Here is a 26289-nt window from a genome sequence, read left to right on the forward strand (position 1 = left end):
TGCGGCCGCCCCCGACCCCGAAAGCACGAAAGGTATTGGACAGGGGGCGCTGGCCAGCTCTTTCGACACAAGGGGTGCATTCCGTCATGACTACCACTGACATCTCGACACCCGTCCCCTACAGGGAGGTGACGGACCGGAACGGCCGTGTGTATCGGCTCGGTGAGACCGATATCGACATCATGGGCCGTAAACGCAAGTGGATGGTCATCCTGCCGTGGATCGGCATGATGGGCATCAGCTCGGCCGAGTACGCGTTCGCGTCGGCCGAGGACACACTGCACATCGCACACAGCTGGAACGACGGGCACATCTTCTGGATGCTCGGTGTCTGGGTGTTCTTCCAGGCAGCTGTGGCCTTCCCCGCCGGAAAGCTCAGGGAAAGCGGAAAACTGCCCGCCCGCTGGGCGATGATGTTCGGCGCACTCGGCACACTGCTCGGATATCTGTCCCTCGCGTTCGCGCCGCATGTGATCGTCGCGTACGTCGGGTTCGGCATGTTCAGCGGTATGGGCGCCGGCATGGTGTACGCGACCTGCGTGAACATGGTCGGCAAGTGGTATCCGGAACGCAAGGGAGGCAAGACCGGCTTCGTCAACGGCGGTTTCGCCTACGGTTCCGTGCCGTTCGTCTTCCTCTTCACCAACTACATGGACCTGACGAACTTCCGCTGGGTCCTCGTCTCTGTCGGCGTCTTCCTGGCCGCGATGGTGGCCGTGGCCGGCTACTTCTTCCGGGACCCGCCGAAGAACTGGTGGCCCGCCGAGGTCGACCCGCTGCGGCCGCCGGACGACCCGCGGGCCCGTCGCGCGATGGCGATGAACCCGCCGGCCGTGAAGCAGTACACCCCTGGGGAGGCCTGGCGGACCGGGCGGGTCGCGCTGATGTGGTTCTGCCTGCTGTGCACCTCGGGCGTGAACATCTTCGGCATCGCCTTCCAGGTCGACATAGGCGAGGAGGCAGGCTTCGCGGGCGGGATCGTCGCGACGGCCATGTCGATGAAAGCCATCGTCAACGGCACCGGCCGGGGTGTGATCGGCTGGCTGTCGGACCGTTACGGACGCAAGCGCTGCCTGATCTTCGTCTGTGTCGTCCTCGGCCTTTCGCAGTACGGAATCCTGTGGTCCGCCGACCTCAAGAACCTCCCGCTGTTCCTGCTCTTCTCCAGCATCTCCGGATTCGGCGGAGGCGCCATCTTCCCGATGTTCGCGGCGATGACGGCGGACTACTTCGGCGAGAACAACAACGCGTCCAACTACGGGCTGGTCTACAGCTCCAAGCTGGTGTCCGGCCTGCTCGGCGCCGGCATGGGAAAGGTCGTCGTGGACAACTGGGGCCACAACGGGGCATTCACCCTGGCGGGCTCGATCTCACTGTTCGCCGCGTGCATCGCCCTCTTCCTGACCCCACCGGGCCGGCCGAAAGCAAAGGACCTGACGGCCAACCCGATGCCGATCAGCCGGGATACGGACTAGTACCGCACAGCGTTCCGGCGGACGCCCGGCTGGGACTCCCCAGCCGGGCGTCCTCGTGTTCGACAGCGGATACGGGACCCGTATGCACGGAACCACAACGGCCGGCCCCAGGGCTTCGACGCCCCGGGGCCGGCCGTCTCGCGGTCGACGGCTACTCGCCGCACTTCTCCCGCAGGGAATGCAGGTGCTTGCTCGACTTGCGGGCGAACGCGAACGACTCGACGGGGTTGTCGTGTTCGGCCTGCCAGTGGTGCGCCAGCCGGTGGCCGCGCAGGCGGGTGACACCGGAGATGAAGCGCTGGTAGTCGATGTCACCGTCGCCGACGTCCGTCATGCGGTAGCCGTAGGTGTTCGACGGGTCGCTGACACCGTCCTTCACGTGGAAGAGCGGGAAGCGGTCGGGCTGCTTGAGCACGTAGTCGAGGGGCTCGAAGGGCGCGGGCGTGCCGTCGGGCCGCTTCGAGAAGCGGAACGCACCGGAGTACGCCCAGAAGATGTCCATCTCCAGGTACACGAGCTTCGGATCGGTCTCGGCGAGCAGCACGTCGTAGAGGCGGACCTTCGGATTGTCGGTCGCGAAGGAGAACTCCTCGGAGTGGTTGTGCTGGTAGAACTTCATGCCGCGGGCCCTGGCCGCCGCGCCGTAGGTGTTGAACTCCTCGGCCGCGCGCTTCCACGCGTCGACCGTGGAGCCGTAGCGGAACGGGCCCGAGGCGGTGCCGATGTGCTTGAGTCCGAGCGCCTGGGCGTCGTCGAGCACCTTCTCGAGGTTCTGCGCGAAGGTGTAGGCGCCGGGATCGCTGGAGTAGTAGCCGACGTGGCTGCCTATGGGGTTCAGGCCGTGGTTGCGGGCCAGCCGCTTGAGCTGGGCGAGGGTGATCGGGCCCGCCGAGCCCTGCGTGTAGCCGGCGAACTCGACTTCGTCGTACCCGTACTTCTTCAGCTCGGCGAAGACGGGCGCGAAGCCGAGTGTGGAGACCTTGTCGCGCAGGCTGTACAGCTGGATGCCGAGCCGGCCGGGCGGCAGGACGGGGCGGCCCCGGCCCTTGTCGGCTGCGGCCGCGGCGGGGGTGGCGGCGCCGAGCAGGGCTGCCGCGGTGGCGCCGGCGGCGACGCCGAGCATGCCTCTTCGGCTGAGGCGGTGGGCGAGCTCGGGATCGTCGTTCTTGCTGGTGGAGGCCGTGAAGGAGGTACGGCTGGTGCGGCTCATGCCTGGAGACTCCTTGGTGTGGGAGGGCGTTGTCAGTGCCGGGTGCTTCACTGGGGACCAGTCGGAAAAGACCGGCCGGACGTGATGGATCGGACGTGACGGATCGGACGTGACGGACGGATCGGGCGGGACCGGCAGGCCGATGCCCGCCGTTCGGGGCGGTCAGTCGAGACCGGCCAGTCGGAGCAGCAGTGACTTCACATCGGTGGCCGCGACGCGGTCGCCGACAGCGCGGGGGGTGGAGCAGATGATGAGCGGACCTTCGTCGTCGCTCAGGGGGAGGCGGCCGTGGCTGCCTCGAATAGGTGAGGGATCGAGGGGCACGACCGCCATGCGGTAGCGCATGCCGAGCTTCTTGCGGGCCAGCGCGGTCGCGGCCTTGACCTTGACGTACGGGTCGAGCGGATCCATGAAGAGTTCGACCGGGTCGTAGCCGGGTTTGCGGTGGATCTCGACGAGCTGGGCGAAGTCGGGCGCGCGGGCGTCGTCGAGCCAGTAGTAGTACGTGAACCAGGCGTCCAGCTCCGCGACGGCGACGAGTTCGCCGGAGCGCGGATGGTCGAGATGGTGGGTCTTCTTGCCCTGGTCGTCGAGGAGTTGCTCGATGCCGGGCAGACCGGCGAGCGCCGCCTTCGTGGCCTCCAGGTCCTCGGGGCGGCGCACGTAGACATGGGCGATCTGGTGGTCGGAGACGGCGAAGGCACGGGACGCCATCGGGTCGAGGTACTCCATGCCGTCCTGCGTGTGCACCTCGAGAAGTCCGGCGCGACGCAGTGCCCGGTTGATGTCGACGGGGCGGTCCACGCGGGTGATGCCGTACTCGGACAGGGCGACGACCGTACGGCCTTCCGCGCGGGCGTCGTCGAGGAGGGGCGCCATGGCCGTGTCCAGGTCGGCGGCCGCCTTGAGGGAGCGCGGGTCGTCGGGGCCGAAGCGCTGCAGGTCGTAGTCGAGATGGGGGAGGTAGCAGAGGGTCAGGTCCGGCCGGCGGGTGCGCATGACGTGACGGGTGGCGTCGATGATCCACTGGCTGGAGACGAGGTCGGCGCCCGGACCCCAGAAGTGGAAGAGGGGGAACGTGCCGAGTTTCTCGGTGAGTTCGTCGTGCAGGGCCGGGGGCCGGGTGTAGCAGTCGGGTTCCTTGCGGCCGTCGGCGTAGTAGACCGGACGGGGGGTGACGGTGAAGTCGGTGTCGGCGCCCATGGCGTACCACCAGCAGATGTTGGCGACCGTGTAGCCGGGGTGGGCGCGCCGGGCGGCGTCCCACAGTTTGTCCCCGGACACCAGGCCGTTGTGCTGGCGCCACAGCAGTACGTCGCCGAGGTCGCGGAAGTACCAGCCGTTGCCGACGATGCCGTGCTCGGAAGGGTGGGTGCCGGTGAGGAAGGTGGACTGGGCGGCACAGGTGACGGCGGGCAGGACCGTCCCGAGGTGGGCCCGGGAGCCGGACTGCGCGAGGGACTTGAGGTGCGGCATGTGGTCGAGGAGACGGGGGGTGAGGCCGACGACGTCGAGGACGAGGAGCGGGGTGGGGGACGCGGAGCCCTCGGCGGCGGCCGACTGGGCCGGGGTCTCGTGGGTGCTCACGGCAGCTCCTTCAGGCCGAGGTCCGTCAACAGGTCGCGGGCGAGGGTGAGTTCGGCGGCGATGCCGTCGGCGAGCTGGGCGCGGCCGCGGGGGCGCAGTTCCGGCGGGAGGGCCTGCCAGGTGTAGGTCTCGACCTCGAGGTGGCGGGTGAGCGGTTGCGGGCCGCCGACCAGCCGGGTCAGGGCGTCCTTGAGGACGGGCAGCGTGGAGGTGAGGGGGGCGGCGGGGTCCGCGTGCAACGGCACGTGGAAGTGGGCGCGCCACGGGGAGGCGTCGGGCAGGGCGTCCGCCCGGGTCGCTTCGCCGAGGTCGTCGGTGCCTCGGAGCCCCGCGGCGGTGAGCGTGCGGGTCTGGTGCAGGAAGCGGGGTTCGTCGAAGGCGGCGAGCGCCTCGCGGACTTCGGGGAGGTGGGGGTGTTCGGCGTGCAGGGCGGCCGACAGCTGGGACTTGACGACGGGGACTCCGGCGGCGGCCAGCCGGTCCAGGGCGGTGTGCGGATCTTCGAAGGAGGTGGCGAGGTGGCAGGTGTCGACGCAGACGCCGATGCGGTCGTGGGCGATGGCGGTGAGCGGGGCGATGGCGTCGGCCGTGGTCTCGACGGTGCAGCCGGGCTCCGGTTCCAGGCCGATGCGGATGGAGCGTCCGGTCAGCTCCTCCAGCGCGTCGAGGCGTTCGGCGAGTGTGCGCAGGGCCGTGTGGGCCCGGGCGGCACGGTCGTCGTCGTACGCGGTGCGCCAGGCGAGCGGCAGCGTGGAGACGGTGCCCTCGGTGACGTCGTCGGGGAGGAGTCCGGCGAGGACGCGGGCGAGGGCGGTGGTGTGGTCGAGCCGCTCGGGGTCGGCCCAGTCCGGCTTGTAGACGCGGTACTTGACCTCCTCGGCGCCGAATCCCTCGTACGGGAATCCGTTGAGGGTGACGACCTCGAGGCCGCGTTGGTCGAGTTCCGTGCGCAGGCCGCGCAGGGCGGACGGGTCGCTGACGAGGGCGTGCGCGGCGTCCCTGGCGAGCCACAGGCCGATGCCGAGCCGGTCGCGGCCGAGCCGTTTGCGTACGGGTTCGCAGTGGTCGCGGAGCTGGGCGAGGACACCGTCGAGGGTCTCGGCGGGGTGGACGTTGGTGCAGTAGGCGAGGTGGACCGTGGAGCCGTCGGGATGCCGGAAGCGCATGGGTCACGCCTCCGTGGTCGCCGGGACGGACCGGGGACCGGTCGCGGGGCCGGTCTCCGGGGCTGCCTTGGGGGCGCCGCGGAGGATGGAGTTGCCCTCGTGGGTGGCGTCCGTGCCGGCGACATCGAGGTCGAGGCGGCCGCTGAGCCCGTAGAAGGCGACGGGGTTGCGCCACAGCACCCGGTCGACGTCGTCCTCGGTGAACCCGGCCTTCAGCAGGGCGTCGGCGACCTTGCGGGTCTTGAGCGGGTCGCTCCTGCCCCAGTCGGCAGCGGAGTTGACCAGCACTTTCTCGGGTCCGTATTCCTGGAGGACTGCGACCATCCGGTCCTCGTCCATCTTGGTGTCCGGATAGACGGAGAAGCCGAGCCAGCAGCCGCCGTCCTTGGCCTCCTTGACCGTGGTCTCGTTGAGGTGGTCGATCAGGACGTGGTCCGGGGGCAGTGCGGACTCCCGGACCACGTCGAGGGTGCGGCGCAGGCCCGCCAGCTTGTCGCGGTGCGGCGTGTGGACCAGGGCGGGCAGTGCGTACTCGGCGGCGAGCTGGAGCTGTGCGGCCAGGGCGGTGTCCTCGGCGGGCGTCATCGAGTCGTAGCCGATCTCTCCTACGGCCACCACGTGGTCCTTGACGAGGTACCGGGGCAGTTCGTCGAGGACGGGGACGCAGCGGGGGTCGTTGGCCTCCTTGGGGTTGAGCGCGATGGTGCAGTGGTGGGCGATGCCGTACTGGGCCGCGCGAAAGGGCTCCCAGCCGAGGAGGGCGTCGAAGTAGTCGAGGAAGGAGGCGGGTGAGGTGCGGGGCTGGCCGAGCCAGAAGGCGGGTTCGACGACGGCGCGGACGCCCGCCGCGTACATGGCCTCGTAGTCGTCGGTGGTCCGTGACGTCATGTGGATGTGGGGGTCGAAGATGCGCATCAGGACTCCTTGCCGTCGGTGCCGTGGGGGACGGTCGGGCCGCCCGGCGCGTCGGTTCCGGTGGGGGTGGCCGGGTGTTCGGTGAGGGCCAGGACGCGGTGCAGGTCGTGAGGGACGGGCCGGTCGGCGGCCCTGCGCTCGTCGGCGTAGTCGCTGAGCATGCGGGCCAGTTCGGCATCGGCGCGGGCCCGGCGGGAAAGGTCGGCGACGGCGTCCACGGGGACACCGGTGAACAGGCACTTCAGGACGGCATGCCGCCAGTTGTGGACGTCCAGGTGCCGGGCGGCGTACGGGCCGACGGCGGCGGCCACCAGCCGGGTGTCGTTGGTGCGCAGTGCGTCCTCGACGACCGGCAGCGCCTCGGGGCCGGGCACGAGGTGGGGCAGGGCCACGAGGACGGCACGGCGTTCGTCGGCGGTGCCCTGGCGGTAGACGCGGGCGAGGGTCGGGGCGTCGGCCCGGGCCGCGTGCAGGAGCAGGACACGGGCCGCCTCCGCGTGCTCGGGTCCGCAGCGGCGGCCCGCCTCGGCGATCCGCAGCTCCCACACGGAGATCGGCCCGTGGGTGCCCGAGCGGGCGGCCGCCTCGTCGAGGGCCTTGTCCAGCCAGGCTCGGGCCGGGGCGTCGAGCAGGGAGTTCAGACGGGTGCGCAGGGCGGTGAGGGCGGGCGGGGTTTCCGTCGGGGTGGTGCCGGGAGCGCCGGGGAGGTGGTTCACGGGGTTCTCTCCTCGGGGGCGGCGGCGCGCTGGCTGGGGACGGTCCGCCGGCCGATGTCCTGGGGGCCGGGAAGCGAGGCACGCTGGAGGAACGGGAGGGACTGCCGGGCGAGTTGCGGCCCGGCGTGGGAGTGGCGGGGCAGTTCGACGGAGACCAGACCGCGATAGCCCGTGGTGGCGAGGGCTTCGAGTACGGGTGGGAAGTCGATCTCGCCGTCGCCGAACGGGAGGTGTTCGTGGACGCCGCGGCGCATGTCCTCGATCTGGACGTGCCGCAGCCAGGGGGCGGCGTCGCGGACACAGTCGGCGGGCGACCGCGGTTCGAGGCACTGGCAGTGACCGATGTCGAGGGTGAGTCCGAGGGCGTCCGGGCTGCCGAGTGTGGTGCGCAGACGGTGGAAGTCGTCGAGCGTGGCGAGGAGGTGACCGGGCTCGGGTTCGACGGCGAGCGGGACACCGGCGTCGGTGGCGGCGTCGAGGACGGGGGTGAGGGCTTCGGCGAGACGCTTCCACTCGGCGTCCTCCGCCGTCCCGTCATCCGTCTCGGAGGCGCCCTGTGGGTCCGACTGCCCGGCCGTTGCTCCGGCTGCTTCTCCGGCTGTTGTCCCGGTTGCTCCCCCGGCTGTTCCCTGCGGGGGGATACCGCTGAAGCAGTGCACCGCGTGGGCGCCGAGGTCTTCCGCGACCTGGACGGCCCGGAGGAGCAGGTCGACGCGCCGGGCTCGTTGTTCCGGGTCGGGGTCGAGCAGGGACGGGCCGTGCTTGCGCCGCGGGTCCAGTACGTAGCGGGCGCCGGTCTCAAGGGTGACGCCCAGGCCGAGTTCGTCCAGCCTGCGGGCGAGCCTGCGCGTGCGCGCCGCGAGGTCGGGAGCGAGCGGATCGAGGTGCATGTGGTCGAGGGTCAGCCCCACGCCGTCGTAGCCCAGGTCGGCGAGAAGGGAGAGGGCGTCGTCGAGGCGGAGGTCGGTGAGGCCATTGGTGCCGTACGAGAAGCGGAGGGGGTGGGCGGGCGGCCCGGTGACGGGGTGCGGGCTGGGCTGCGGGTTCATGTCACGCTCACCTTCCGGCTGAACCGGCGGGCGGCCGGGGCGAGGGCGACGGTCAGCAGGGCTGTGACGGGAGCACCGGAGCGGGCCGCGAGGGCGGCCTGGAGCGGGATCATGGCGCGGATGCCGCCGCCGACGGCTCTCTGGGTGAGCGGGGGTGACGGGTTGAGGGCGGCGTGGAAGAGAGGGCGGGCGAACGTCACGGCGTAGACCGCGGCGAGCACTCCGCCCAGGGCAGCGGCCGTGTTCGGGTCGGCCGCCCCGAAGCCGGTCCCCCCGAACGCGCCCTTCCTGAAGGTGGTCCCGCTGGATGTGGTCCCGCTGATGGCGGGAGGCTCGAAGGCCGCCTCCCGGGGTGCGGGGGCGCCGGAGGGGCGGTCTCCGAAGTCGTGTTCTCTGGAGCCGGAGTTCATGAGGGCGGTCTTCGCGAAGGCGGCTGCTCTGGAGACGGGCTGCCTCGGGATCGTGTCGGCGCCGGCGGTTGGCGCGTGCCCTGGTGGCCGGTCGTTCGTACGGGAGTCGCCCGTCCGGCCGGCGCGCGTGAGGGACCACGTCAGGGCCGTGGTCGTGGCCAGGGCTGTCAGCGGGGCCCAGGGGGAGCCGCCCCGGGTCTCGTGACGGGAGACCGTGGTGACGGCCAGGGTGTGGGTGGCCAGGGTCAGTGCGGGCGGCACCACCTTGCGGGTGTCGCCGCCCGCCGCCACCCCGCCGAGGAGGAGGTCCAGGCCTCGGGCCGCCGCCATCGCCAGAGGTCCCGCCGGCGTGCGCTTGAGGACCAGGTCGTACGACCAGACCGTGGCCGCCAGGGCGCCGGCGACCGCGAGTGGCCGACGGCCCGCCCGGGAGGCCAGGGCCAGACCCGCCGCTGTCAGGCCGGCTGCCGCCGCGAGGGCCGCGGACGGTCTGATCCGGCCCGAGGGGAGGGGTCGGTGCGGGCGGTCCACGGCGTCCTCGGCACGGTCGGCCCAGTCGTTGAGGGCCATACCGGCTTCGTACAGGCAGAGGGAGGAGCCGATGGCCAGCAGGGTGCGGGAGTTCGGTCGCGCTCCGGCCGCGGCGGCGCCCGCGAGCGCGTCACCGGGGACCGTGAACAGGGCTGGCAGGCGCAGGAGTTCCACCCAGGCACGCAGCCCGGGACCGACCGTGCGCGGACTCGGCCGCACACCGTCGGGCTGCGGTGCCGCACCGGCGTCCGCGCCGACGCCGGCCCTGATGCCGGCCCCTGCCCCCGCACTCGTGTCGGCACCGGCACCGGCAGCCGGGCGGTCCGCCGTTCCCCGCTCGGCACTCCACCCGCGCCATGCTCTCCGGCCGCGCGTCTGTCGCCACGCGCGGCGCTCTCGCCGTTCGGGCGCCCCGCGCCCTCCGGGCCGCATCAGCCCCCGCAGGCCGCTCATCGCCGCTGTCCCTGGAGGCCGTCCGGCGCCCCGCGCCCCGCCGGCGGATCTTCGGGCCCCGGCGGCCGCTCGGACGCCCGCAGCCGGTCGGCGAGCCCCACCAGGTCCGCGTACTGCTCGCCCAGGGCGGCGGGCCCCTCCCCCACCGGGTCCTTGAAATAGAAGCCGAGCTCGCTCAGCGGGCCGGACAGGCCGACCTCGTGGGCCCGGGCCACCAGCCGGGCCAGGTCGAGGATCAGCGGGGCCGCGAGGGACGAGTCGCAGCCCTGCCACGTCGTCTGGAGGACCATCCGGGTGCCGAGGAAACCGTCGAAGGCGATGTGGTCCCAGGCCGTCTTCCAGTCACCGAGGGAGGGCACGTCGTCGATGTGGGTCTCGCCCTCGGGGACCGTGCCGAGGGTGTCGGCAAGGACGCGTTCCTTGCCCGCGTTCTTCGCGGCCGCGGCGGCCGGGTCGGCGAGGGCCGCGCCGTCGCCGCCGCCCAGCAGGTTCGTGCCGGACCAGGCCCGGACCGTCAGCGCGCGCTGCGCGAACATCGGGCCGAGGACCGACCGCAGCAGGGTCTGACCGGTCTTGCCGTCACGGCCCGCGTACGGCAGTCCGCAGGACGCGGCCTCGGAGGCGAGCCTCGGGTGGTGAAGGCCCATGGACGGCGTGAAGTTCACGTAGGGGCAGCCCGCTCTCAGAGCGGCGGCTGCGTACAGCGAGCTGGCCGGGAGCGCCGCGCCCGTGGGCACGGGTTCCGTGGAGGCCACGTTCACCACGACGGTTCTTGCCGCACCGCACCGGCGTGCGAAGTCGCGGATGTCGTGGGCGAGGGCCTCGACCAGTTCGTCCTCGCTCCGCGTGTCGCCGGGCAGCGGGCCGCCGGTCCTGATCTCCCGGTCGGTGGCGGCCAGTTCGGCGCCCACGGCAGAGGGCAGGTCGGCGGGCAGGACACCGCCGGCGGCGAGCGTCTCCGCCCGCTTGGGCAGGGGGCAGTCCACCACGTCGTGGCCACCGAAGACGAGCGAGGACAGGGCGGGCAGGCCCGCCTCGTGGAAGACGTCGGTCTCGGTCACCATGCCGGTCGGCGGACGGAGTCCGGCCGTGACGGCCGCGCAGCCCGCGACGGCGGTCGTGGCGACCGAGCCCCGTGCCCCGATCAGCCAGACTCCGACGCGTGAAGGGGAAACGGACGGTTCGGCGGGCATGGGCAGCCTCCCTCTCCTGTGCGAACCGGAGGCGCGGTCGTACGCGGTCCGGGGAAGTTCCGGGAAAGTCGGTGCCGGAAAGGCCAAGACGGCGGGCGGAGGTCCGGCGTCCTCCGCCCGCCGCCGCTCAGTCGCCCTGCGCGGCGGAACGCTCCGGCAGGTGCTTGATCCGGACGTCGCGGAAGGACACCCGGTCGTCGACCCCGTGGTTCTGGATGCCGACATGACCGTCCCGCAGGCTTCGCGCCGGATCGGTGTTGGTGTAGTCGTTGATCTTCACGCCGTTGAGCCAGACGCGGAGGCGTTCGCCCTCCACGCGGATCTCGTACGTGTTCCACTCCCCCGGCGGGTTCAGCGCACGGTCGCGCTTCTTGATGTCGGCGGACCGGAAGCTGTACACGGCTCCGGTGGTGCGGTCGGCCGCGTCGGAGGCGTCGATCTGGATCTCGTAGCCGTTGTCGACGGCCGACCAGGGATCGTCGGAGGCCGGGAAGCCCACGAAGACACCGGAGTTGTCGTCACCGGAGGCACTCGCCATCTTCCAGTCGAGCTTCAGCGAGTACGAGCCGGGGACCGCGTCCGTGTGCCAGAGCATGCCCAGGCCGCCGGACGAGATGAGTGTGCCGTCGTCCGAGAGCGAGAACGAGCCCGGCCCCGCCTGCTTCCATCCCGACAGGGACTCGGCGGTCCCGTCGAAGAGGGGTGAATACCCCTTCTCCGGACGGCAGTCGGCCTGTGCGGCGCCGACGGCCCATCGGATGCCGCCCAGCAGGTGCTGCCGGAAGGCGGGATCGGCGTACGACTCCTTGGTGTGACCGCTGCCGGTGTAGAAGGAGCGGCCGCCCCGGTACTCCTGGCACCAGGCGATCGGATGGTCGCCGCTCATCGTGCCGCCGCTGTAGGACGACTCGTCGAGGGAGGCCAGGACATGCGCCCGGTCGCGCGGGTTGGAGCGGTAGTTGTACCACTCGTCCGTGCGGTTCCAGGACTCCCCGAGGTGCGAGGTGGCCGGGTGGGCCCGGTCCTCGACCTCGATCCGTGCGGGCTGGATCGCCGGGTGCGACTGGAAGTAGGCGCCGGCGAGGCCGCCGTAGAACTCCCAGTCGTACTCGGTGTCGGCGGCCGCGTGGATGCCGACGTAGGCGCCGCCGGCGCCGATGTACCGCTCGAAGGCCCGTTGTTGGGCGTCGTTCAGGACGTCACCCGTGGTGGAGAGGAACACCACGGCGTCGTACCTGGCGAGGCTGCGGGAGGAGAAGGTTCCCGCGTCCTCGGTGGCGTCCACCCTGAATCCGTTCTCGGCGCCGAGTGCCTTCACGGCGGCGATGCCTTCGGGGATGGAGTCGTGCCGGAACCCGGCGGTCTTCGAGAACACCAGGACCCGCTCACCGGCCGAGGGCTTCTTCGCCCCGGAGGCCTCCGACGACGCGGACGGGCCGGCAGAACCCTTCGACACGGCCGGTCCCGACACACACCCGATGAGCAGGGCGGCGCCGACAACAGCTGTCATGGTGCGGGTGGTTGATCGCATGCGCGCCCCCTCAGCGGGTTGTGAAGGTGAAGTCGTCCACGTCGTACAGGGCTCCGGTCCCACTCCCCTTGAAGACGAGATAGAGGGTGGTGGTCCCGCGCGGCGCCTTGGTCAGCGCGGCGCTGACGTCCTGGAAGCTCTCCCAGCCGCCGGTCACCGGGACGGACGCGGTGCCGAGCAGACGGCCGGTGGGCGAGCCCGCGCGGACCTCCAGCTTTCCGCCCGCGCCGCCGGAGGAGATCCGGGCCGTGAGCTTCGTGGCGTTGCTCAGGACGTACGGCTCGAAGGAGATCCAGTCACCGTTGCTGATGTCGCCGACGGTCTTTCCGCCGTGCGCGGTGGGCTTCGTCTGGACCGTGACGCCCTCGGACTTGTTGTAGTGCTCGGCCTGGCGGTGCCGGGGCTGGACGACGTTCTGGTCGTGGGTGGTGAGCGCCTCCTGGCCGCCGCCTCCGCCGTCGGTGTACTCCGCGTCGAAGACACCGAAGATGTTCGCGTCCTCGTCGTGGCCGCCGTCGGCGCTGGTCTGGATGGCGCCGGAGCAGCCGTTCGCCGAGGTCACCGGGTGGCCGTGGCTGTCGTGGCCGAGGACGAAGGTGACCTTCACCTTGGCGCAGTCGATCGACCTCCCGTCCTCCGGGTCGGTCACCTTCACCTTGAAGGGCACGGCGTCACCGAAGCCGAACAGCTTTCCGTCCGCGGGGAGTTGGAGCGTGACCTTCGGCGCGGTGTTGCCGACGACGATCCGTACGCTCGCGCTTCCGGTCCGTCCCGAGGCGTCCTTCGCGGTCAGCGTCGCCGTGTAGGTGCCGTTCTTCCTGTACGTGTACGTGGGGTTCGCCGCTGTCGACGTGCCGCCGTCGCCGAAGTCCCAGCTGTACGTGAGGGCGTCGCCGTCGGCGTCGGTCGTGCCGGCGGAGGAGAACTTGACCCTCAGTCTCGCCTGGCCCGACGTGCGGTCGGCCGCGGCCTGCGCCACCGGCGAGTGGCCGTCGGTCGCGTTCTCGATGCGGTACAGCGCGGAGTTCTCGTCGCCGCCGAACCACGAGACGCCGTAGTCGAGGACGTAGAGGGCACCGTCCGGGCCGAACGCCATGTCCATCACCTGGGTGCCGGACCACGGCACGTCGTTGATGGACTGCACGGTGCCGTTGTCGTCCGAGGAGATCCGCTTGATCCAGCGGCGGCCGAACTCGCCGGCGAAGAAGTCCCCGTCGTACGCCTCGGGGAACTTGACCGGGGAGTCGAGGGAGGCGTCGTAGTCGTAGACCGGGCCGCCCATCGGGGACTCGGAGCCGTTGCCGAACTCGGGGACGGATCCGCCGTCGTAGGGGATCCAGGCGGTCTCGGCCGGGGGCAGGTCGGTCAGACCGGTGTTGTGGGGCGAGGTGTTCTTGGGTGCGGCACAGTCGAAGGCCGCGCCCGAGGTCTTGGTCGCGAAGTCGTAGTCCACGTAGGCGTCGTTCTTGCCCGTGCAGTACGGCCAGCCGAAGTTGCCCGGCTCGGTGACGCGGGCGAACTCGACCTGTCCGGCGGGACCGCGCGCGGGGTCCGCGGCGCCGGCGTCCGGGCCGTAGTCGCCGACGTAGAGGATCCCGGTCTTCTTGTCGACGCTGAACCGGAACGGGTTGCGGAAGCCCATGGCGTAGATCTCGGGCTTGGTCTTGTCCGTGCCGGGTGCGAAGAGGTTGCCGTCGGGGACCGTGTACGAACCGTCGGCGTTCACCTTGATGCGCAGGATCTTGCCGCGCAGATCGTTGGTGTTGCCGGAGGTGCGCTGGGCGTCGAAGACCGGGTTGCGGTCGGCGCGCTCGTCGATGGGCGTGTAGCCGTCCGACTGGAACGGGTTCGAGTCGTCACCGGTCGACAGGTAGAGGTTGCCGGCCGCGTCGAAGTCGATGTCGCCGCCGACATGGCAGCAGATGCCGCGCGTCGCCGGGACGTCGAGGATCTTCTTCTCGCTGGCGTTGTCGAGGGTGCCGTCCGCCTTCAGGACGAAGCGGGAGAGGCGGTTGACGCCGTCGAAGGGCGCGAAGTCGGCCGCGGTGCCCGTCTCGGGGGCGTCGCCCGCCGGGGTGTCGAGCGGCGGGGCGTAGTAGAGGTAGATGAAGCGGTTGTCGGCGAAGCCCGGGTCGATGCCGACGCCCTGCAGGCCTTCCTCGTCGTGCGAGTAGACGGCGAGCTTGCCCGCCAGGCTGGTGTTGCCCGCGCTGTCGGTGATGCGCAGTTCGCCGTCGCGCGAGGTGTGCAGCACCGAGCGGTCGGGGAGGACGGCCAGCGACATGGGCTCGCCGACCTCGGGCTCGCCCTTGGCGAGGGTGACCTGCTGGAAGTCCTCCGCGGCGGCCGGCGCGGCGGGGGCGGCCCCCGGCTCGGCCACGGCCGCGCCCGCCGGGGGCGTCGCGAGGGTGAGCGAGGCACCGGCGAGGAGTGCGCCGGTGAGCAGGGCGAGCGTCTTGCGGATTCGGACTCCCGGGCGCCGTCTGTGGCTCCCGGTTCTGGTGGGGCTGGTGGGGTCGTTCGCGTGCACGGATGCCTCCAGAATGGGGCTGGTGGTTCATGCGGGTGCGATACGCCGGGGTGCGCCGTCACCCCGGAAGTGGTGGATCCCCCTGGGAAGGGGTGGGTCGTGGTCGCCGTACGGCCTCAGTCGTTGCCGCCGAACGCCGCGTCGAAGGAGGCCGTCGGCGGTTCGAAGTCGAAGGCCTTCAGCCGGGTGAGTGCCTCGGGTGCGCCCTGGAGCCGGTCCATGCCCGCGTCCTCCCACTCGACCGAGATGGGTCCCTGGTAGTCGATGGAGCGCAGCATCCGGAACACGTCCTCCCAGGGCACGTCGCCGTGGCCGGCGGACACGAAGTCCCAGCCGCGGCGGGGGTCACCCCACGGAAGGTGCGAGCCGAGGCGTCCGTTGCGGCCGTCGAGGCGCTTGCGCGCCTCCTTGCAGTCGACGTGGTAGATGCGGTCGCGGAAGTCCCACAGGAAGCCGACGGGGTCGAGGTCCTGCCACACGAAGTGCGAGGGGTCGAAGTTCAGCCCGAAGGCGGGCCGGTGGTCGACCGCCTCCAGGGCGCGCTGGGTTGTCCAGTAGTCGTACGCGATCTCGCTGGGGTGGACCTCGTGGGCGAACCGCACGCCCTCGGTGTCGTAGACGTCGAGGATGGGGTTCCAGCGCATGGCGAAGTCGTCGTAGCCACGCTCGATCATCGACTCGGGGGCGGGTGGGAACATCGCGACCAGGTGCCAGATCGCGGACCCGGTGAAGCCGATGACGGTGTCGACACCGAAGGCGGCCGCGGCGCGCGCGGTGTCGGCCATCTCGGCCGCCGCCCGCTGCCGTACCCCCTCCGCCTCGCCGTCGCCCCAGATGCGGGCGGGGAGGATCGCCCGGTGGCGTTCGTCGATGATGGCGTCACAGACGGCCTGGCCGACCAGGTGGTTGGAGATGGCCCAGCACTTGAGGCCGTACTTGTCGAGCAGTTCCCGCCGGGAGTCCAGGTAGGTGGGGTCCGCGAGAGCCTTGTCGACCTCGAAGTGATCGCCCCAGCAGGCGAGTTCGAGTCCGTCGTAGCCGAAGTCGCGGGCGAGCCGGCAGACCTCTTCGAGCGGCAGGTCGGCCCACTGGCCGGTGAAAAGCGTGAAGGTACGCGGCATGGGGACTGGCCTTCCTCAGCTCGCTGTGGGGGTGAAGACGGAGTTCTTCTCGGCGCTCTCCTCGACCGCGGCGAGGACGCGCTGCACCTGCAGCCCGTCGGCGAAGGAGGGCAGCGGCTGCCCGCCCTGCGCGATCGCGTGGACCAGGTCGCGGGCCTGGTGCACGAAGGTGTGCTCGTAGCCGAGGCCGTGGCCCGGTGGCCACCAGGCCTCCAGGTAGGGGTGGTCGGGTTCGGTGACGAGGATGCGGCGGAAGCCGGCGTGTGTGCCGGGTTCGGTGCCGTCGTGGTAGTGGAGTTCGTTGAGGCGTTCCAGGTCGAAGGCCAACGAGCCCTTCTCGCCGTTGAGTTCGATGCGCAGGGAGTTCTTGCGGCCGGTCGCGAACCGGGTCGCCTCGAAGGAGGCGAGGGCGCCCGAGGCGAACCGGCCGGTGAACAGGGCGGCGTCGTCGACCGTGACGGCTCCGAGTCCGCCGCCGCCCAGGGCCGAGAGGCCGCTGGACGCTCCGGTGAGCACCGGCCTCTCCCGTACGAACGTCTCGGTGAGGGCCGACACCCCGACCACCGGCTCGCCCGCCAGGTACTGGGCGAGGTCGACGATGTGTGCGCCCAGGTCGCCGAGCGCCCCGGACCCCGCCGTTTCCTTGCGCAGCCGCCAGGTCAGCGGGAACTCCCGGTCCACCAGCCAGTCCTGAAGGTAGGTCACCCGTACGTGCCGCAGTGCGCCGAGTCGGCCCTCGGCGACCATGTTCCTGGCGAGCGAAGCGGCGGGCAGCCGACGGTAGTTGAAGCCGACCATCGCCACCTGGCCGCGTACGGCGGCCGCTTCGGCGGCCTCGGTCATCGCCTCGGCCTCCTCGACCGTGTTGGCGAGGGGCTTCTCGCACAGCACGTGCTTCCCGGCGGCCAGTGCGGCGATGGCGATCTCGGCGTGGCTGTCGCCCGGTGTGCAGACGTCGACGAGGTCGACGTCGTCGCGGGCGATCAGGGCCCGCCAATCGGTCTCCGCGGCCGCCCAGCCGAGCCGGTCGGCCGCCGCCCGTACGGACCCTGCGTCACGGCCGCAGACCGCGGCGAGGACGGGCCGGAGCGGCAGGTCGAAGACGCGGCCCGCGGTGCGCCACCCCTGGGAGTGGGCGGCGCCCATGAACGCGTATCCGACCATGCCCACGCCGAGCGGGGGCCGTGCGGCCGCCGCCCCGGCCTGTGCCCCGGCCTGTTCCTCGTCGGGCTGCTGCGGCTGTCCCATCGGGGAGTCCTCCTCGTCGTCGTGGCGCGGTGGGGGGGCGCGCTCTGCCGGGTTGCGGCGGTCCGGACACTGCGGGTCCGTCGTGGCCGGCCGCGCAATTCCCCGCGCCCCTGAAGGGCGCCCCTGTCGGGCGCCCTCAAAAGAGCAGGCACGGCCTACTTGAAGCCGGTGGGCAGGTACGTCTTGACGTTCTCCTTGTCCACGACGGCCGAGTAGAGCGTCAGGGACGAGGGAATCTCGAACTCCGCGAGGCCGCCGACTCCCTTGCCCTGGCCGAGCGCGCGGGCCAGGTCGATCGCGGAGGCGGCCATCGTGGGCGGGTAGAGGACCGTGGCCTTGAGGACGCTGTTGTCCGACTCGATGGCCTGCATGGCGGACAGGGCGCCCGCTCCGCCGACCATCAGGAAGTCGTCACGTCCGGCCTGCTCGATGGCGCGCAGGGCGCCGACTCCCTGGTCGTCGTCGTGGTTCCACAGGGCGTCGAACTTCGACTGGGCCTGCAGGAGCTGGGACATCTTGGCCTGTCCCGACTCGACGGTGAACTCGGCGGCCTGGCGGGCCACCTTCTTGATGTTCGGGTAGTTCTTGAGGGCCGCGTCGAAGCCCTGCGTGCGCTGCTTGGTGAGTTCCAGGTTGTCGAGGCCGGCCAGTTCGATGACCCGGGCGTTCTTCTTGTCCTTGAGCTTCTCGCCGATGTAGTGGCCGGCGTTGAGGCCCATGCCGTAGTTGTCGCCGCCTATCCAGCAGCGGTACGCCTGCGGGGAGTTGAAGATGCGGTCGAGGTTGACGACGGGGATGTTCGCCCGCATGGCCTGGAGGCCGACCTGGGTGAGGGCCTTGCCGTCGGCGGGCAGCACCACCAGGACGTCGACCTTCTTGTTGATCAGAGTCTCGATCTGGCCGATCTGGGCCGCGGTGTCGTTGGAGCCCTCCGTGATCTCCAGCGTCACGTCCTCGTACTTCTTGGCACGGCTCTTCGCGTTGTCGTTGATCGCGTTGAGCCAGCCGTGGTCGGCCTGCGGGCCCGCGAAGCCGATGGTGACCTGCTTGCCGGGCTTGTCGTCGGCGGCGGGCTGGTCGTTGGAGGCCGGCTCGTCGCCGGATTCGTTGCTGGTGCAACCGGCGAGGAGGACACCGGCCGAGACGGCGGCGGTGCCGAAGAGCAATCCTCTGCGGCTCGTGTTCTCTGGCATGGCGGTGAACCCTTTCCTCAGGTCGTGCTGGCGGTACGGCGCTGGACGAGCACGGCGGCGACGATGATCGCGCCCTTGGCGATCTGCTGGACGTCGCTCTGCAGGTTGTTCAGGGCGAAGATGTTGGTGATCGTCATGAAGATCAGGACCCCGAGCACCGATCCGGTGATGGTGCCGCGCCCCCCGCTGAGCAGGGTGCCGCCGATGATCGCGGCGGCGATGGCATCGAGTTCGTACAGGTTTCCGTTGGTGTTCTGTCCCGAGCCGGTCAGGATGATCAGCATGAAGGCCGCGATACCGCAGCACAGTCCGGAGAGCAGGTAGAGGTAGAGGCGCTGGCGTCGTACGTCGATACCGGCGAGCCGGGTCGCCTCCGCGTTGCCGCCGACGGCCACCGTGCGCCGTCCGAAGGTGGTGCGGTTGAGCACGAGCCAGCCGATGATCGTCACGACCGCGAACATCATGACGAGTGGCGGTATGCCCAGGATGTAGGAGCCCCGCTCACCGAGGTCGAGGATGCCGTCGACGGTGACGACCTGGGTGTTGCCGTCGGTGATCTGGAGAGCGAGGCCACGGGCCGAGGCGAGCATGGCGAGTGTCGCGATGAACGGCACCATGGCGCCGTACGCGATCAGCACCCCGTTGACGAGGCCGCAGCCGACGCCGACGAGCACCGCCGTGAAGAGGATGCCGACGAAGCCGAAATCCTGGGTGGCGACGGTCGTCGCCCATACCGAGGCCAGCGCCACGATCGCGCCGACGGACAGGTCGATGCCGCCGGAGGTGATGACGAAGGTCATGCCGACGGTGACCACACCGATCACCGAGGCCTGGGTGAGGACGAGTTGGAGGTTGCGGGTGTCGAGGAACTCGTCGGGTTTGGTGATGCCTCCGATGAGGATCAGGGCGGCGAGCACGCCGAGCAGCGACAGGGTGCGGACGTCGGCGCGGGCCACGACCACCCGCCACGGACTGGGCTGCGCCTGCGGTGCCAGCTTCGGGGTGTCGTCCCGGGGCGGGGACACGGGCTGCGTCATGACGCCGGGCTTCCTTCCATGACGAGGTCGAGTACGCGGTGTTCGTCGAGCTCCCGGGCGGGTGCCGTGTGGACGACCCGGCCCTCGCGGAGCACCAGGACGCGGTCGGCGAGGCCGAGGACCTCGGGTACTTCGCTGGAGACCATGAGCACGGCCAGGCCTTCGTCGGCGAGGCGGCGGATGACGGCGTACAGCTCGGCGCGGGCGCCGACGTCGACGCCGCGGGTCGGTTCGTCGAGCAGCAGCACCCGGCAGCCGCGCAGCAGCCAGCGGGCGAGGACGGCCTTCTGCTGGTTGCCGCCGGAGAGGGTGCGGACGGGGGCGGACGGGATGTCGGGGCGGAGGGAGAGCTCGCGGGTAGCCTTGCGCGCCGCGTCCCGTTCGGCGGTCCTGTCCAGCCAGCCCCCGCGGGAGAAGCGGGACATGGAGGAGACGGACACGTTCCGGGTGACGGACTCGAGCATCAGCAGGGCCTGCGCCTTGCGTTCCTCGGGGGCGAGACCGAGTCCGGCGCGGACGGCGGCCCGGACACTGCCGGGTCTCAACTGCCGTCCGTCGACCCGTATACGACCGGTGGTCGGTTTGCGGGCGCCGTAGATGGTCTCCAGGATCTCGGAGCGGCCGGAGCCGACGAGTCCCGCGAGGCCCACGATCTCACCGGGGCGCAGAGTGAGGTCGAGCGACTCGAACTCGCCCTCGCGGGCGAGGCCTTGGACCTCGAGCACCGGGTCGGGCAGCGTCCGGTGCGTGGGCCGGTCCGGGAAGACGTACTCGACGTTCCGTCCTGTCATCAGCGCGACGACCTCGCGGGTCGGTGTCGACTTCGCGGGCAGGCCGCCGGCCACCGCGCGGCCGTCCTTGAGCACCGTGACCCGGTCGCCGATGCGGCGGATCTCCTCCAGGCGGTGCGAGATGTAGACGACGGCGACGCCCTCGGCGGTGAGGTCCCCGACGATGCGGAAGAGGTTGTCGACCTCGTCCGGGTCGAGGGCGGCGGACGGTTCGTCCATGACGATGAGACGTACGTCGTGGGAGAGCGCCCGGGCCATGGAGACGATCTGCTGGTGGGCGGCGGACAGTTCTCCCACGAGCCGGGCCGGGTCGATCTCCGGGTGCCCGAGTCGCTTGAGGAGGGCGGCTGTTGACGCTCGCGCGTGTTTGCCGCGTACGACGAATCCGGCGGACGTGGGTTCATGGCCGAGGTAGACGTTCTCGGCCACCGACAGGCCCTCCACCAGGTCGAGTTCCTGGTAGATGGTGGCGATGCCGAGGCGCATGGCGGCGATGGGCGAGCGGAGCGTGACCTGTTGGCCGCGCCAGCCGATCGTGCCGTCGTCCGGCTGGTGGGCGCCGGCCAGGATCTTGATGAGCGTGGACTTTCCTGCGCCGTTCTGGCCGAGCAGGCAGTGCACCTCACCGGGCTGGACGTCGAGGTCGACGCCGTCGAGGGCCCGGACACCGGGGAACGACTTGGTGATGCCGGACATCGTGAGAAGGGGTGGTTCTGGTGCCATGACGGTTCCCCTCGGCGGGTACAGGCCGGTCTCAGGGCAGGGCGGAGTGAGGCAGGGCGGAGCAGGGTGTGTCGTCGGAGGTGTGGCGCTGCTGTGGCGACGGTGGAAGCTGTACTGCTGCAGCGGCTCGGAGATCCGTGAGGTTGCGGCAGTTCTGGGAGAAGTGGCGTTCTTGCGGCTCTGTGATCAGGCGTTACGCGGGTGAGAACAGGTGGTCGCTGATGAGCCGGGCCGCGCCGATGACTCCGGCGGTGGGGCCCAACTCGCCCAGCACGATGGGCAGATTGCCGGTCGCGAGAGGGAGCGACTGGCGGTAGACCTGGGTGCGGATCGCTGCGAGCAGGGTGTGGCCGAGCCCGGTCACACCGCCGCCGATCACCACCAGGCCCGGATTGAAGAAACTGACGAGTCCGGCGATGACCTGGCCGGTGCGGTTGCCGCCCTCGCGGATCAGATCGAGCGCGGTGGCGTCACCCGCGGCGGCAGCGGCGGCGACGTCGACGGCGCTCAGGGCGCCCACCGCCTCCAGTCGTGCCGCGAGTTCCTGGGAAAGCCCCTGCTGGGCGGCCTCCATGGCGTCGCGGGCGAGCGCGGCGCCGCTGAAGTGGGCCTCCAGGCAGCCCCGGTTGCCGCACGCGCACGGGCGGCCGTCCGGCACGGCCTGGATGTGGCCGATGTCGCCCGCACTGCCCGTGGTACCGCGGTAGACCTCACCGCCGACGACGATCCCGCAGCCGATACCGGTGCCGATCTTGACGCAGAGGAAGTCGCCCACGGAGCGGGCCACGCCCGCGTGCTGCTCCCCCATCGCCATGAGGTTCACGTCGTTGTCGACCATGACGGGACAGCCGAGGTCCTGACTGAGGGCCTCGCGCACCGGGAACCCGTCCCAGCCCGGCATGATCGGCGGGGCGACCGGGACGCCCTCGGGAAAGCGGACCGGTCCGGGTACGCCGATGCCGGCGCCGTCGAACCCCTCCGCGAGCCCTGATGCCTTCAACTTCGCAGCCATGGACAGGACTTGCTCGAAGACCGCGACCGGGCCCTCGCGTACGTCCATGGGCTGGTTGATGTGTCCCAGCACCTCCAGCTCCGCGTTGGTGACCGCGACGTCTATCGAGGTGGCCCCGATGTCGACGCCCAGGAAGCGCAGCGCGGGAGCGAGCCGGATGTTGTGGGACCGGCGGCCGCCGCGGGAGGCGGCGAGTCCGTCGGCCACCACGAGGCCGGTCTCCAGGAGTCGCTCGACCTCCACGGCCAGCTTCGACCGGGAGAGATCGACCTGATCCCCCAGCTGCGCCCGCGAGTTGGGGCCGCCGTCGCGCAGCAGCCTGAGCAGCCGCGCCTGATGGGCGTTCCCGGGTCGCGCCGTCATACGTCTCACGAGCCCCTCCCCGCCTCATCGGCACCGCCGTCGTTGGCTTTCGAGGGGAACGTAGCAGTGGCTGCCGAACCTGGGAAGAAGTTGCGCAGGAATTACCCACGACTTCTTCCACTCAGAGGACAAAGGGAGTTGGAGCGGTGGCCCGGAGCGGGCCGGCGCGGCAGGATGGACACCGCGGCCCGGGCCGCCGCGGCCCGCAACGGGAATGAGGACACACGAGATCTCCGTGACGGCTGCCACGGGCAGCGCGGGGGCATGCATCGTGCGCGCACCGGCCGCCGAGGGCATGCCGGTGCGAGCGCCCGGCCGCTCGGGCGAGGCTTCCGGGCCGTCACGGGGCGGCCGGGGCCTTCCTTCGCCTCTTCGGGGCGGTACCAGGCGCGACTAGTCGCGCGGCCGCGCGTGGTACGTCCTGCGGGTGTGCTCGGTGTGGGCGCGCATGACCTCGGTCGCGCGCTGTTCGTCGCGGGCCGAGATCGCGGCGATCAGGTCCCGGTGCTCGATCCAGGACTGGTGGCCCCGCTGCCGGGCGACCGGCGTGTAGTACCAGCGGACACGCCGGTCCACCTGCGCGGCCAGTTCGGCCAGGACCGTGTTGCCCGCGAGCTCCATGACCTTGGCGTGGAAGCGGGCGTTCATCGCGACCGCCGCGTCCACGTCGTCGGCGCCCACCGCCTCCTCGCCCTGGGCGCACAGCTCCTCCAGGTCGGCGATGCCGGAGGTGCCCGCGTTGGCCGCCGCGAGCCGGGCGGCCTCGGCTTCCAGGAGCGTACGCACGGTGAGGAGCTGGTCCGCCTCCGCCTCGGTCGGTTCGTGCACGAACGCGCCCTGCGCGGGCCGCAGATCGACCCAGCCCTCGGTGTTCAGCCGCTGCAACGCCTCGCGCACGGGCTGCCGGGAGACCCCGAGATGCCCGGCCAGTTCGCTCTCCACCAGGTGCTGGCCGGGCTGCAGGGCACGCGTCGTGATCAGTTCGAGCAGGGCTTCGTAGACGCGGTCCCTCAGCGGACCCGGCCGCTCCAGCTTCGGCACCGACCCCTGCGGCAGTCCGGTCGACAACATCGCGGTCCCCCTCCTGGGCAGCGGCGGCGTACGCGCTCGCGGCACGGCGGCCTGAAAGCCAGTATCAATTGTCTTTCGTCTACAGTCTACGGCGCACAATGACCAGGCCGAGGGGGAGTTGGCCTCGTCACACCGGGGTGAACGCCCACGTCACGGACAGTGGACGACCTGTCCCGCGTACGAGAGATTGCCGCCGAAACCGAAGAGCAGAACCCGGTCGCCGGTGGAGATCTCGCCCCGTTCGACGAGCTTCGACAGGGCGATCGGGATGCTGGCGGCGGAGGTGTTGCCGGACTCGGTGACATCGCGTGCGACCACCGCGTTCACGGCGCCGATCTTCGCGGCGAGGGGTTCGATGATGCGCAGGTTCGCCTGGTGCAGCACGACCGCGGCGAGGTCCTCGGGGGCGAGGCCCGCGCGCTCGCAGGCCTTGCGTGCGATGGCCGGGAGTTTGGTGGTCGCCCACCGGTAGACGCTCTGGCCCTCCTGCGCGAACCGTGAGGGGGTGCCCTCGATCCGTACGGCGTTCCCCATCTCGGGAACGGAGCCCCACAGCACGGGTCCGATGCCGGACTCCTTCGCGGCCTCGACGACCGCGGCCCCCGCCCCGTCCCCGACGAGCACGCAGGTCGTGCGGTCGGTCCAGTCGGCCACGTCGGACATCTTGTCGGCGCCGATCACGAGCACCCGGGTCGCTCCCCCGGCGCGTACGGCGTGGTCGGCGGTGGCGAGCGCGTGCGTGAAGCCCGCGCAGACCACGTTGATGTCCATGGCGGCCGGCGAGGGGATGCCAAGGCGGGCGGCGACCCGGGCGGCCATGTTCGGCGACCGGTCGACGGCCGTGGACGTGGCCACCAGGACGAGGTCGATGTCCTCGGGCGCGAGGCCGGCCGCCGCCAGGGCCTTGGCCGCGGCGTGCGCCGCCAGCTCGTCGACCGGCTCGTCGGGTCCGGCGATGTGACGGGTGCGGATGCCCACCCGGCTCGTGATCCACTCGTCGCTGGTGTCGACCAGCTCCGCCAGGTCCTCGTTGGTCAGGACCCTGGCGGGCTGGTAGTGGCCGACAGCGGCGATGCGTGAGCCGATCATGTGCGGTCCCTTTTGTTGCCTGGATAACGGGACTCACCAGTCTGATCAGGTACTCACGAGTACGGCGGCACGTAAAGTCACAGGAAAGGTGCGCCACCCTTGTCGGCTTCCATCACGCCCTCGGGCGCCCGAACGCCTACCCTGTCGGCATCCCGAGACCTACCCGGTGAACAACTGGGTGGCTTTCCGTACGAGCTCGTACAGACCATAGGCCAGCGGTGTCCCCACCCAGACCCAGGCGAAGGCGATCAGTCCGCGACGGCCGGGCGGGCCGCCGTCCGGCAGGCTGCTGTCAGGCGGACTGCTGTCGCTCGTGGACATCTGCGGCCTCCCTCTGGGCGGGGATGTGGTGGCGGGCGCTGACGGGGCGGACGAGTTCGTTGGCGACGAACCCGACCACGAGCAGTCCGATCATGATGACCAGTGACAGTCCGTAGAGGGACGCTCCGGACTTGCCGGCCTCCTCCTGCCGGTCCGCGATCCAGTTGACGATCAGGGGTCCGAGGACTCCGGCCGTGGACCAGGCGGTGAGCAGTCGCCCGTGGATCGCGCCGACCTGGTAGGTCCCGAAGAGGTCCTTCAGGTAGGCGGGGACGGTCGCGAAGCCGCCTCCGTAGAAGGAGAGGATCACCAGCGCGCAGATGATGAAGACGGGCTTCGAGGAGTCGCCGAGCCAGGCTATGAGCGCGTACATCAGCGCGCCGACGCCCAGGTAGACGCGGTAGATGTTCTTGCGCCCGATCAGGTCGGACGTGGAGGACCAGCCGATGCGGCCCGCCATGTTGGCCGCCGAGAGCAGTGCGACGAAACCGGCCGCGGCCGACACCGACACGGGTGTCGAGGTGTCCGCGAAGAAGTCCGTGATCATCGGCGCGGCCTTCTCCAGAATGCCGATGCCCGCGGTCACGTTCATACAGAGCACGACCCACAGGAGCCAGAACTGCGGGGTGCGCACGGCACTGTTCGCGGAGACCTGTACGCCCTCCAGCGGGGCCGGGGAGCCGTCGGCCGCGGTCTTCGCGGGCCGGGGTACACGCACGAGCAGCACACCGAGCGACATGAAGACGGCGTACGTGAGTCCGTGCACGAGGAAGGCCAGCGCGATGCCCGAGCTGTCGGAGCCGAAGGACTCCAGCATCTGGGCGGACCACGGCGAGGCGATCAGCGCGCCGCCGCCGAAGCCCATGATGGCGATGCCGGTGGCCATGCCGGGCCGGTCGGGGAACCACTTGATGAGCGTGGAGACCGGCGAGATGTAGCCGATGCCGAGGCCGATGCCGCCGACGAAGCCGTAGCCGAAGACGATCAGCCAGTACTGCTCGGTGGCGGCGCCGAGGGCGGAGATCAGGAAGCCCGAGGAGAAGCAGATCAGGGCGACCGTCATGGCCCAGCGCGGACCGTTGCGTTCGACGAGTGTGCCACCGAACGCGGCGGACAGTCCGAGCATCACGATGCCGAGCTGGAAGGGCAGGGCGCTCTGGGTGCCGCTGAGATCGAGCGCGGACTCCAGGGAGGGCTTGAACACGGACCAGGCGTAGGCCTGTCCGATGGAGAGGTGGACCGACAGGGCCGCCGGCGGGACCAGCCAGCGGCTCCAGCCCGGTGGGGCTACAGGGGGACTCATGATCCCGGACGATAGGAAGCGGCTGTTCGGTTGGGAAGGCGGTCCACCCGAACTCGTCGACCGTATGCGGTGAACGGTATGCGGGGTGCGACGAACGGTCGGTCCGGGCCGACGAACGGCGTTCGCGGCCGAACTCCGCCCCTCCACCAAGGGTGTTCGGGGCGCGACACTGAGCGAGCTCCGGGGGCGGCCCGGCGGAACCGGGGGCGGCGGCGTCCGTGTGCGAGGTGCTGCGCGAACCCTTGCTGCCC

The 26289-nt window shown here is 70.9% G+C and carries 21 protein-coding genes; 1 reads left to right on the top strand and 20 read right to left on the bottom strand.

Annotated features, from left to right (window positions below; genetic code table 11):
• Positions 1-86: 86 nt before the first annotated feature.
• Entirely contained in the window at positions 87-1475 is a 1389-nt protein-coding gene (locus tag O1Q96_RS32495) for an OFA family MFS transporter (RefSeq protein WP_269251549.1), read from the top strand.
• Between the two features lie 151 nt (positions 1476-1626).
• Here O1Q96_RS32495 and O1Q96_RS32500 read toward each other — a convergent pair whose 3' ends face one another.
• The 20 genes from O1Q96_RS32500 to O1Q96_RS32595 all read right to left on the bottom strand — a co-directional run bounded on the left by O1Q96_RS32500 (position 1627) and on the right by O1Q96_RS32595 (position 26038).
• A complete protein-coding gene (locus tag O1Q96_RS32500) occupies positions 1627-2685 on the bottom strand; it encodes a sugar phosphate isomerase/epimerase family protein (RefSeq protein ID WP_269251550.1) in 1059 nt (352 codons plus the stop codon).
• A gap of 162 nt (positions 2686-2847) precedes the next feature.
• Positions 2848-4272 (bottom strand): alkaline phosphatase family protein, encoded by a 1425-nt coding sequence (locus O1Q96_RS32505; RefSeq protein ID WP_269251551.1) that lies wholly within the window; start codon positions 4270-4272, stop codon positions 2848-2850.
• Positions 4269-5438 carry a metabolite traffic protein EboE gene (eboE, locus tag O1Q96_RS32510; protein ID WP_269251552.1) on the bottom strand — a complete coding sequence of 390 codons (1170 nt, stop codon included), beginning with the start codon at positions 5436-5438 and terminating at the stop codon, positions 4269-4271. The genes O1Q96_RS32505 and eboE overlap by 4 nt, the downstream gene beginning before the upstream one ends.
• Before the next feature lie 3 nt (positions 5439-5441).
• Positions 5442-6353 (bottom strand): TatD family hydrolase, encoded by a 912-nt coding sequence (locus tag O1Q96_RS32515; RefSeq protein WP_269251553.1) that lies wholly within the window; start codon positions 6351-6353, stop codon positions 5442-5444.
• A complete protein-coding gene (locus O1Q96_RS32520; protein WP_269251554.1) occupies positions 6353-7069 on the bottom strand; it encodes an EboA domain-containing protein in 717 nt (238 codons plus the stop codon). The genes O1Q96_RS32515 and O1Q96_RS32520 overlap by 1 nt, the downstream gene beginning before the upstream one ends.
• Entirely contained in the window at positions 7066-8118 is a 1053-nt protein-coding gene (locus O1Q96_RS32525; protein WP_269251555.1) for a sugar phosphate isomerase/epimerase family protein, read from the bottom strand. Before O1Q96_RS32525 ends, O1Q96_RS32520 begins: the two co-directional genes overlap by 4 nt.
• Positions 8115-9278, bottom strand: coding sequence for an SCO3242 family prenyltransferase (locus O1Q96_RS32530; RefSeq protein ID WP_331276079.1), 1164 nt, complete (start codon positions 9276-9278; stop codon positions 8115-8117). Before O1Q96_RS32530 ends, O1Q96_RS32525 begins: the two co-directional genes overlap by 4 nt.
• A gap of 230 nt (positions 9279-9508) precedes the next feature.
• A complete protein-coding gene (locus tag O1Q96_RS32535; protein WP_269251556.1) occupies positions 9509-10705 on the bottom strand; it encodes an inositol-3-phosphate synthase in 1197 nt (398 codons plus the stop codon).
• 127 nt (positions 10706-10832) lie between these two features.
• The gene (locus O1Q96_RS32540) at positions 10833-12236 is read right to left on the bottom strand and encodes a ThuA domain-containing protein (RefSeq protein WP_269251557.1); all 1404 of its coding nucleotides are present in this window, start codon (positions 12234-12236) and stop codon (positions 10833-10835) included.
• A 10-nt stretch (positions 12237-12246) separates the two neighbouring features.
• A complete protein-coding gene (locus O1Q96_RS32545) occupies positions 12247-14766 on the bottom strand; it encodes a PQQ-dependent sugar dehydrogenase (protein ID WP_269251558.1) in 2520 nt (839 codons plus the stop codon).
• A 116-nt stretch (positions 14767-14882) separates the two neighbouring features.
• Positions 14883-15887: a sugar phosphate isomerase/epimerase family protein gene (locus O1Q96_RS32550; RefSeq protein ID WP_269251559.1), complete on the bottom strand. Its 1005-nt coding sequence runs from the start codon at positions 15885-15887 to the stop codon at positions 14883-14885.
• Positions 15888-15902: 15 nt separating this feature from the next.
• Positions 15903-17135, bottom strand: a complete 1233-nt coding sequence (locus O1Q96_RS32555) for a Gfo/Idh/MocA family protein (RefSeq protein ID WP_269251560.1) — start codon at positions 17133-17135, stop codon at positions 15903-15905.
• A gap of 155 nt (positions 17136-17290) precedes the next feature.
• On the bottom strand, positions 17291-18328 hold the full coding sequence (locus O1Q96_RS32560; RefSeq protein WP_269251561.1) for a substrate-binding domain-containing protein: 1038 nt from the start codon (positions 18326-18328) through the stop codon (positions 17291-17293).
• A 17-nt stretch (positions 18329-18345) separates the two neighbouring features.
• The gene (locus tag O1Q96_RS32565; RefSeq protein WP_269251562.1) at positions 18346-19365 is read right to left on the bottom strand and encodes an ABC transporter permease; all 1020 of its coding nucleotides are present in this window, start codon (positions 19363-19365) and stop codon (positions 18346-18348) included.
• The gene (locus O1Q96_RS32570; protein WP_269251563.1) at positions 19362-20879 is read right to left on the bottom strand and encodes a sugar ABC transporter ATP-binding protein; all 1518 of its coding nucleotides are present in this window, start codon (positions 20877-20879) and stop codon (positions 19362-19364) included. The genes O1Q96_RS32565 and O1Q96_RS32570 overlap by 4 nt, the downstream gene beginning before the upstream one ends.
• Positions 20880-21072: 193 nt before the next feature.
• Positions 21073-22254, bottom strand: coding sequence for an ROK family transcriptional regulator (locus O1Q96_RS32575; protein ID WP_269253818.1), 1182 nt, complete (start codon positions 22252-22254; stop codon positions 21073-21075).
• A gap of 393 nt (positions 22255-22647) precedes the next feature.
• Positions 22648-23325: a GntR family transcriptional regulator gene (locus O1Q96_RS32580; protein ID WP_269251564.1), complete on the bottom strand. Its 678-nt coding sequence runs from the start codon at positions 23323-23325 to the stop codon at positions 22648-22650.
• A gap of 150 nt (positions 23326-23475) precedes the next feature.
• Positions 23476-24414 (bottom strand): beta-ketoacyl-ACP synthase III, encoded by a 939-nt coding sequence (locus O1Q96_RS32585; protein WP_269251565.1) that lies wholly within the window; start codon positions 24412-24414, stop codon positions 23476-23478.
• A 159-nt stretch (positions 24415-24573) separates the two neighbouring features.
• Entirely contained in the window at positions 24574-24735 is a 162-nt protein-coding gene (locus O1Q96_RS32590) for an MFS transporter small subunit (protein ID WP_217453859.1), read from the bottom strand.
• Positions 24707-26038, bottom strand: a complete 1332-nt coding sequence (locus O1Q96_RS32595; RefSeq protein WP_269251566.1) for an OFA family MFS transporter — start codon at positions 26036-26038, stop codon at positions 24707-24709. The genes O1Q96_RS32590 and O1Q96_RS32595 overlap by 29 nt, the downstream gene beginning before the upstream one ends.
• Positions 26039-26289: the final 251 nt, after the last annotated feature.

The sequence above is a fragment of the Streptomyces aurantiacus genome, from assembly GCF_027107535.1.
In the GTDB taxonomy this organism is placed as follows: domain Bacteria; phylum Actinomycetota; class Actinomycetes; order Streptomycetales; family Streptomycetaceae; genus Streptomyces.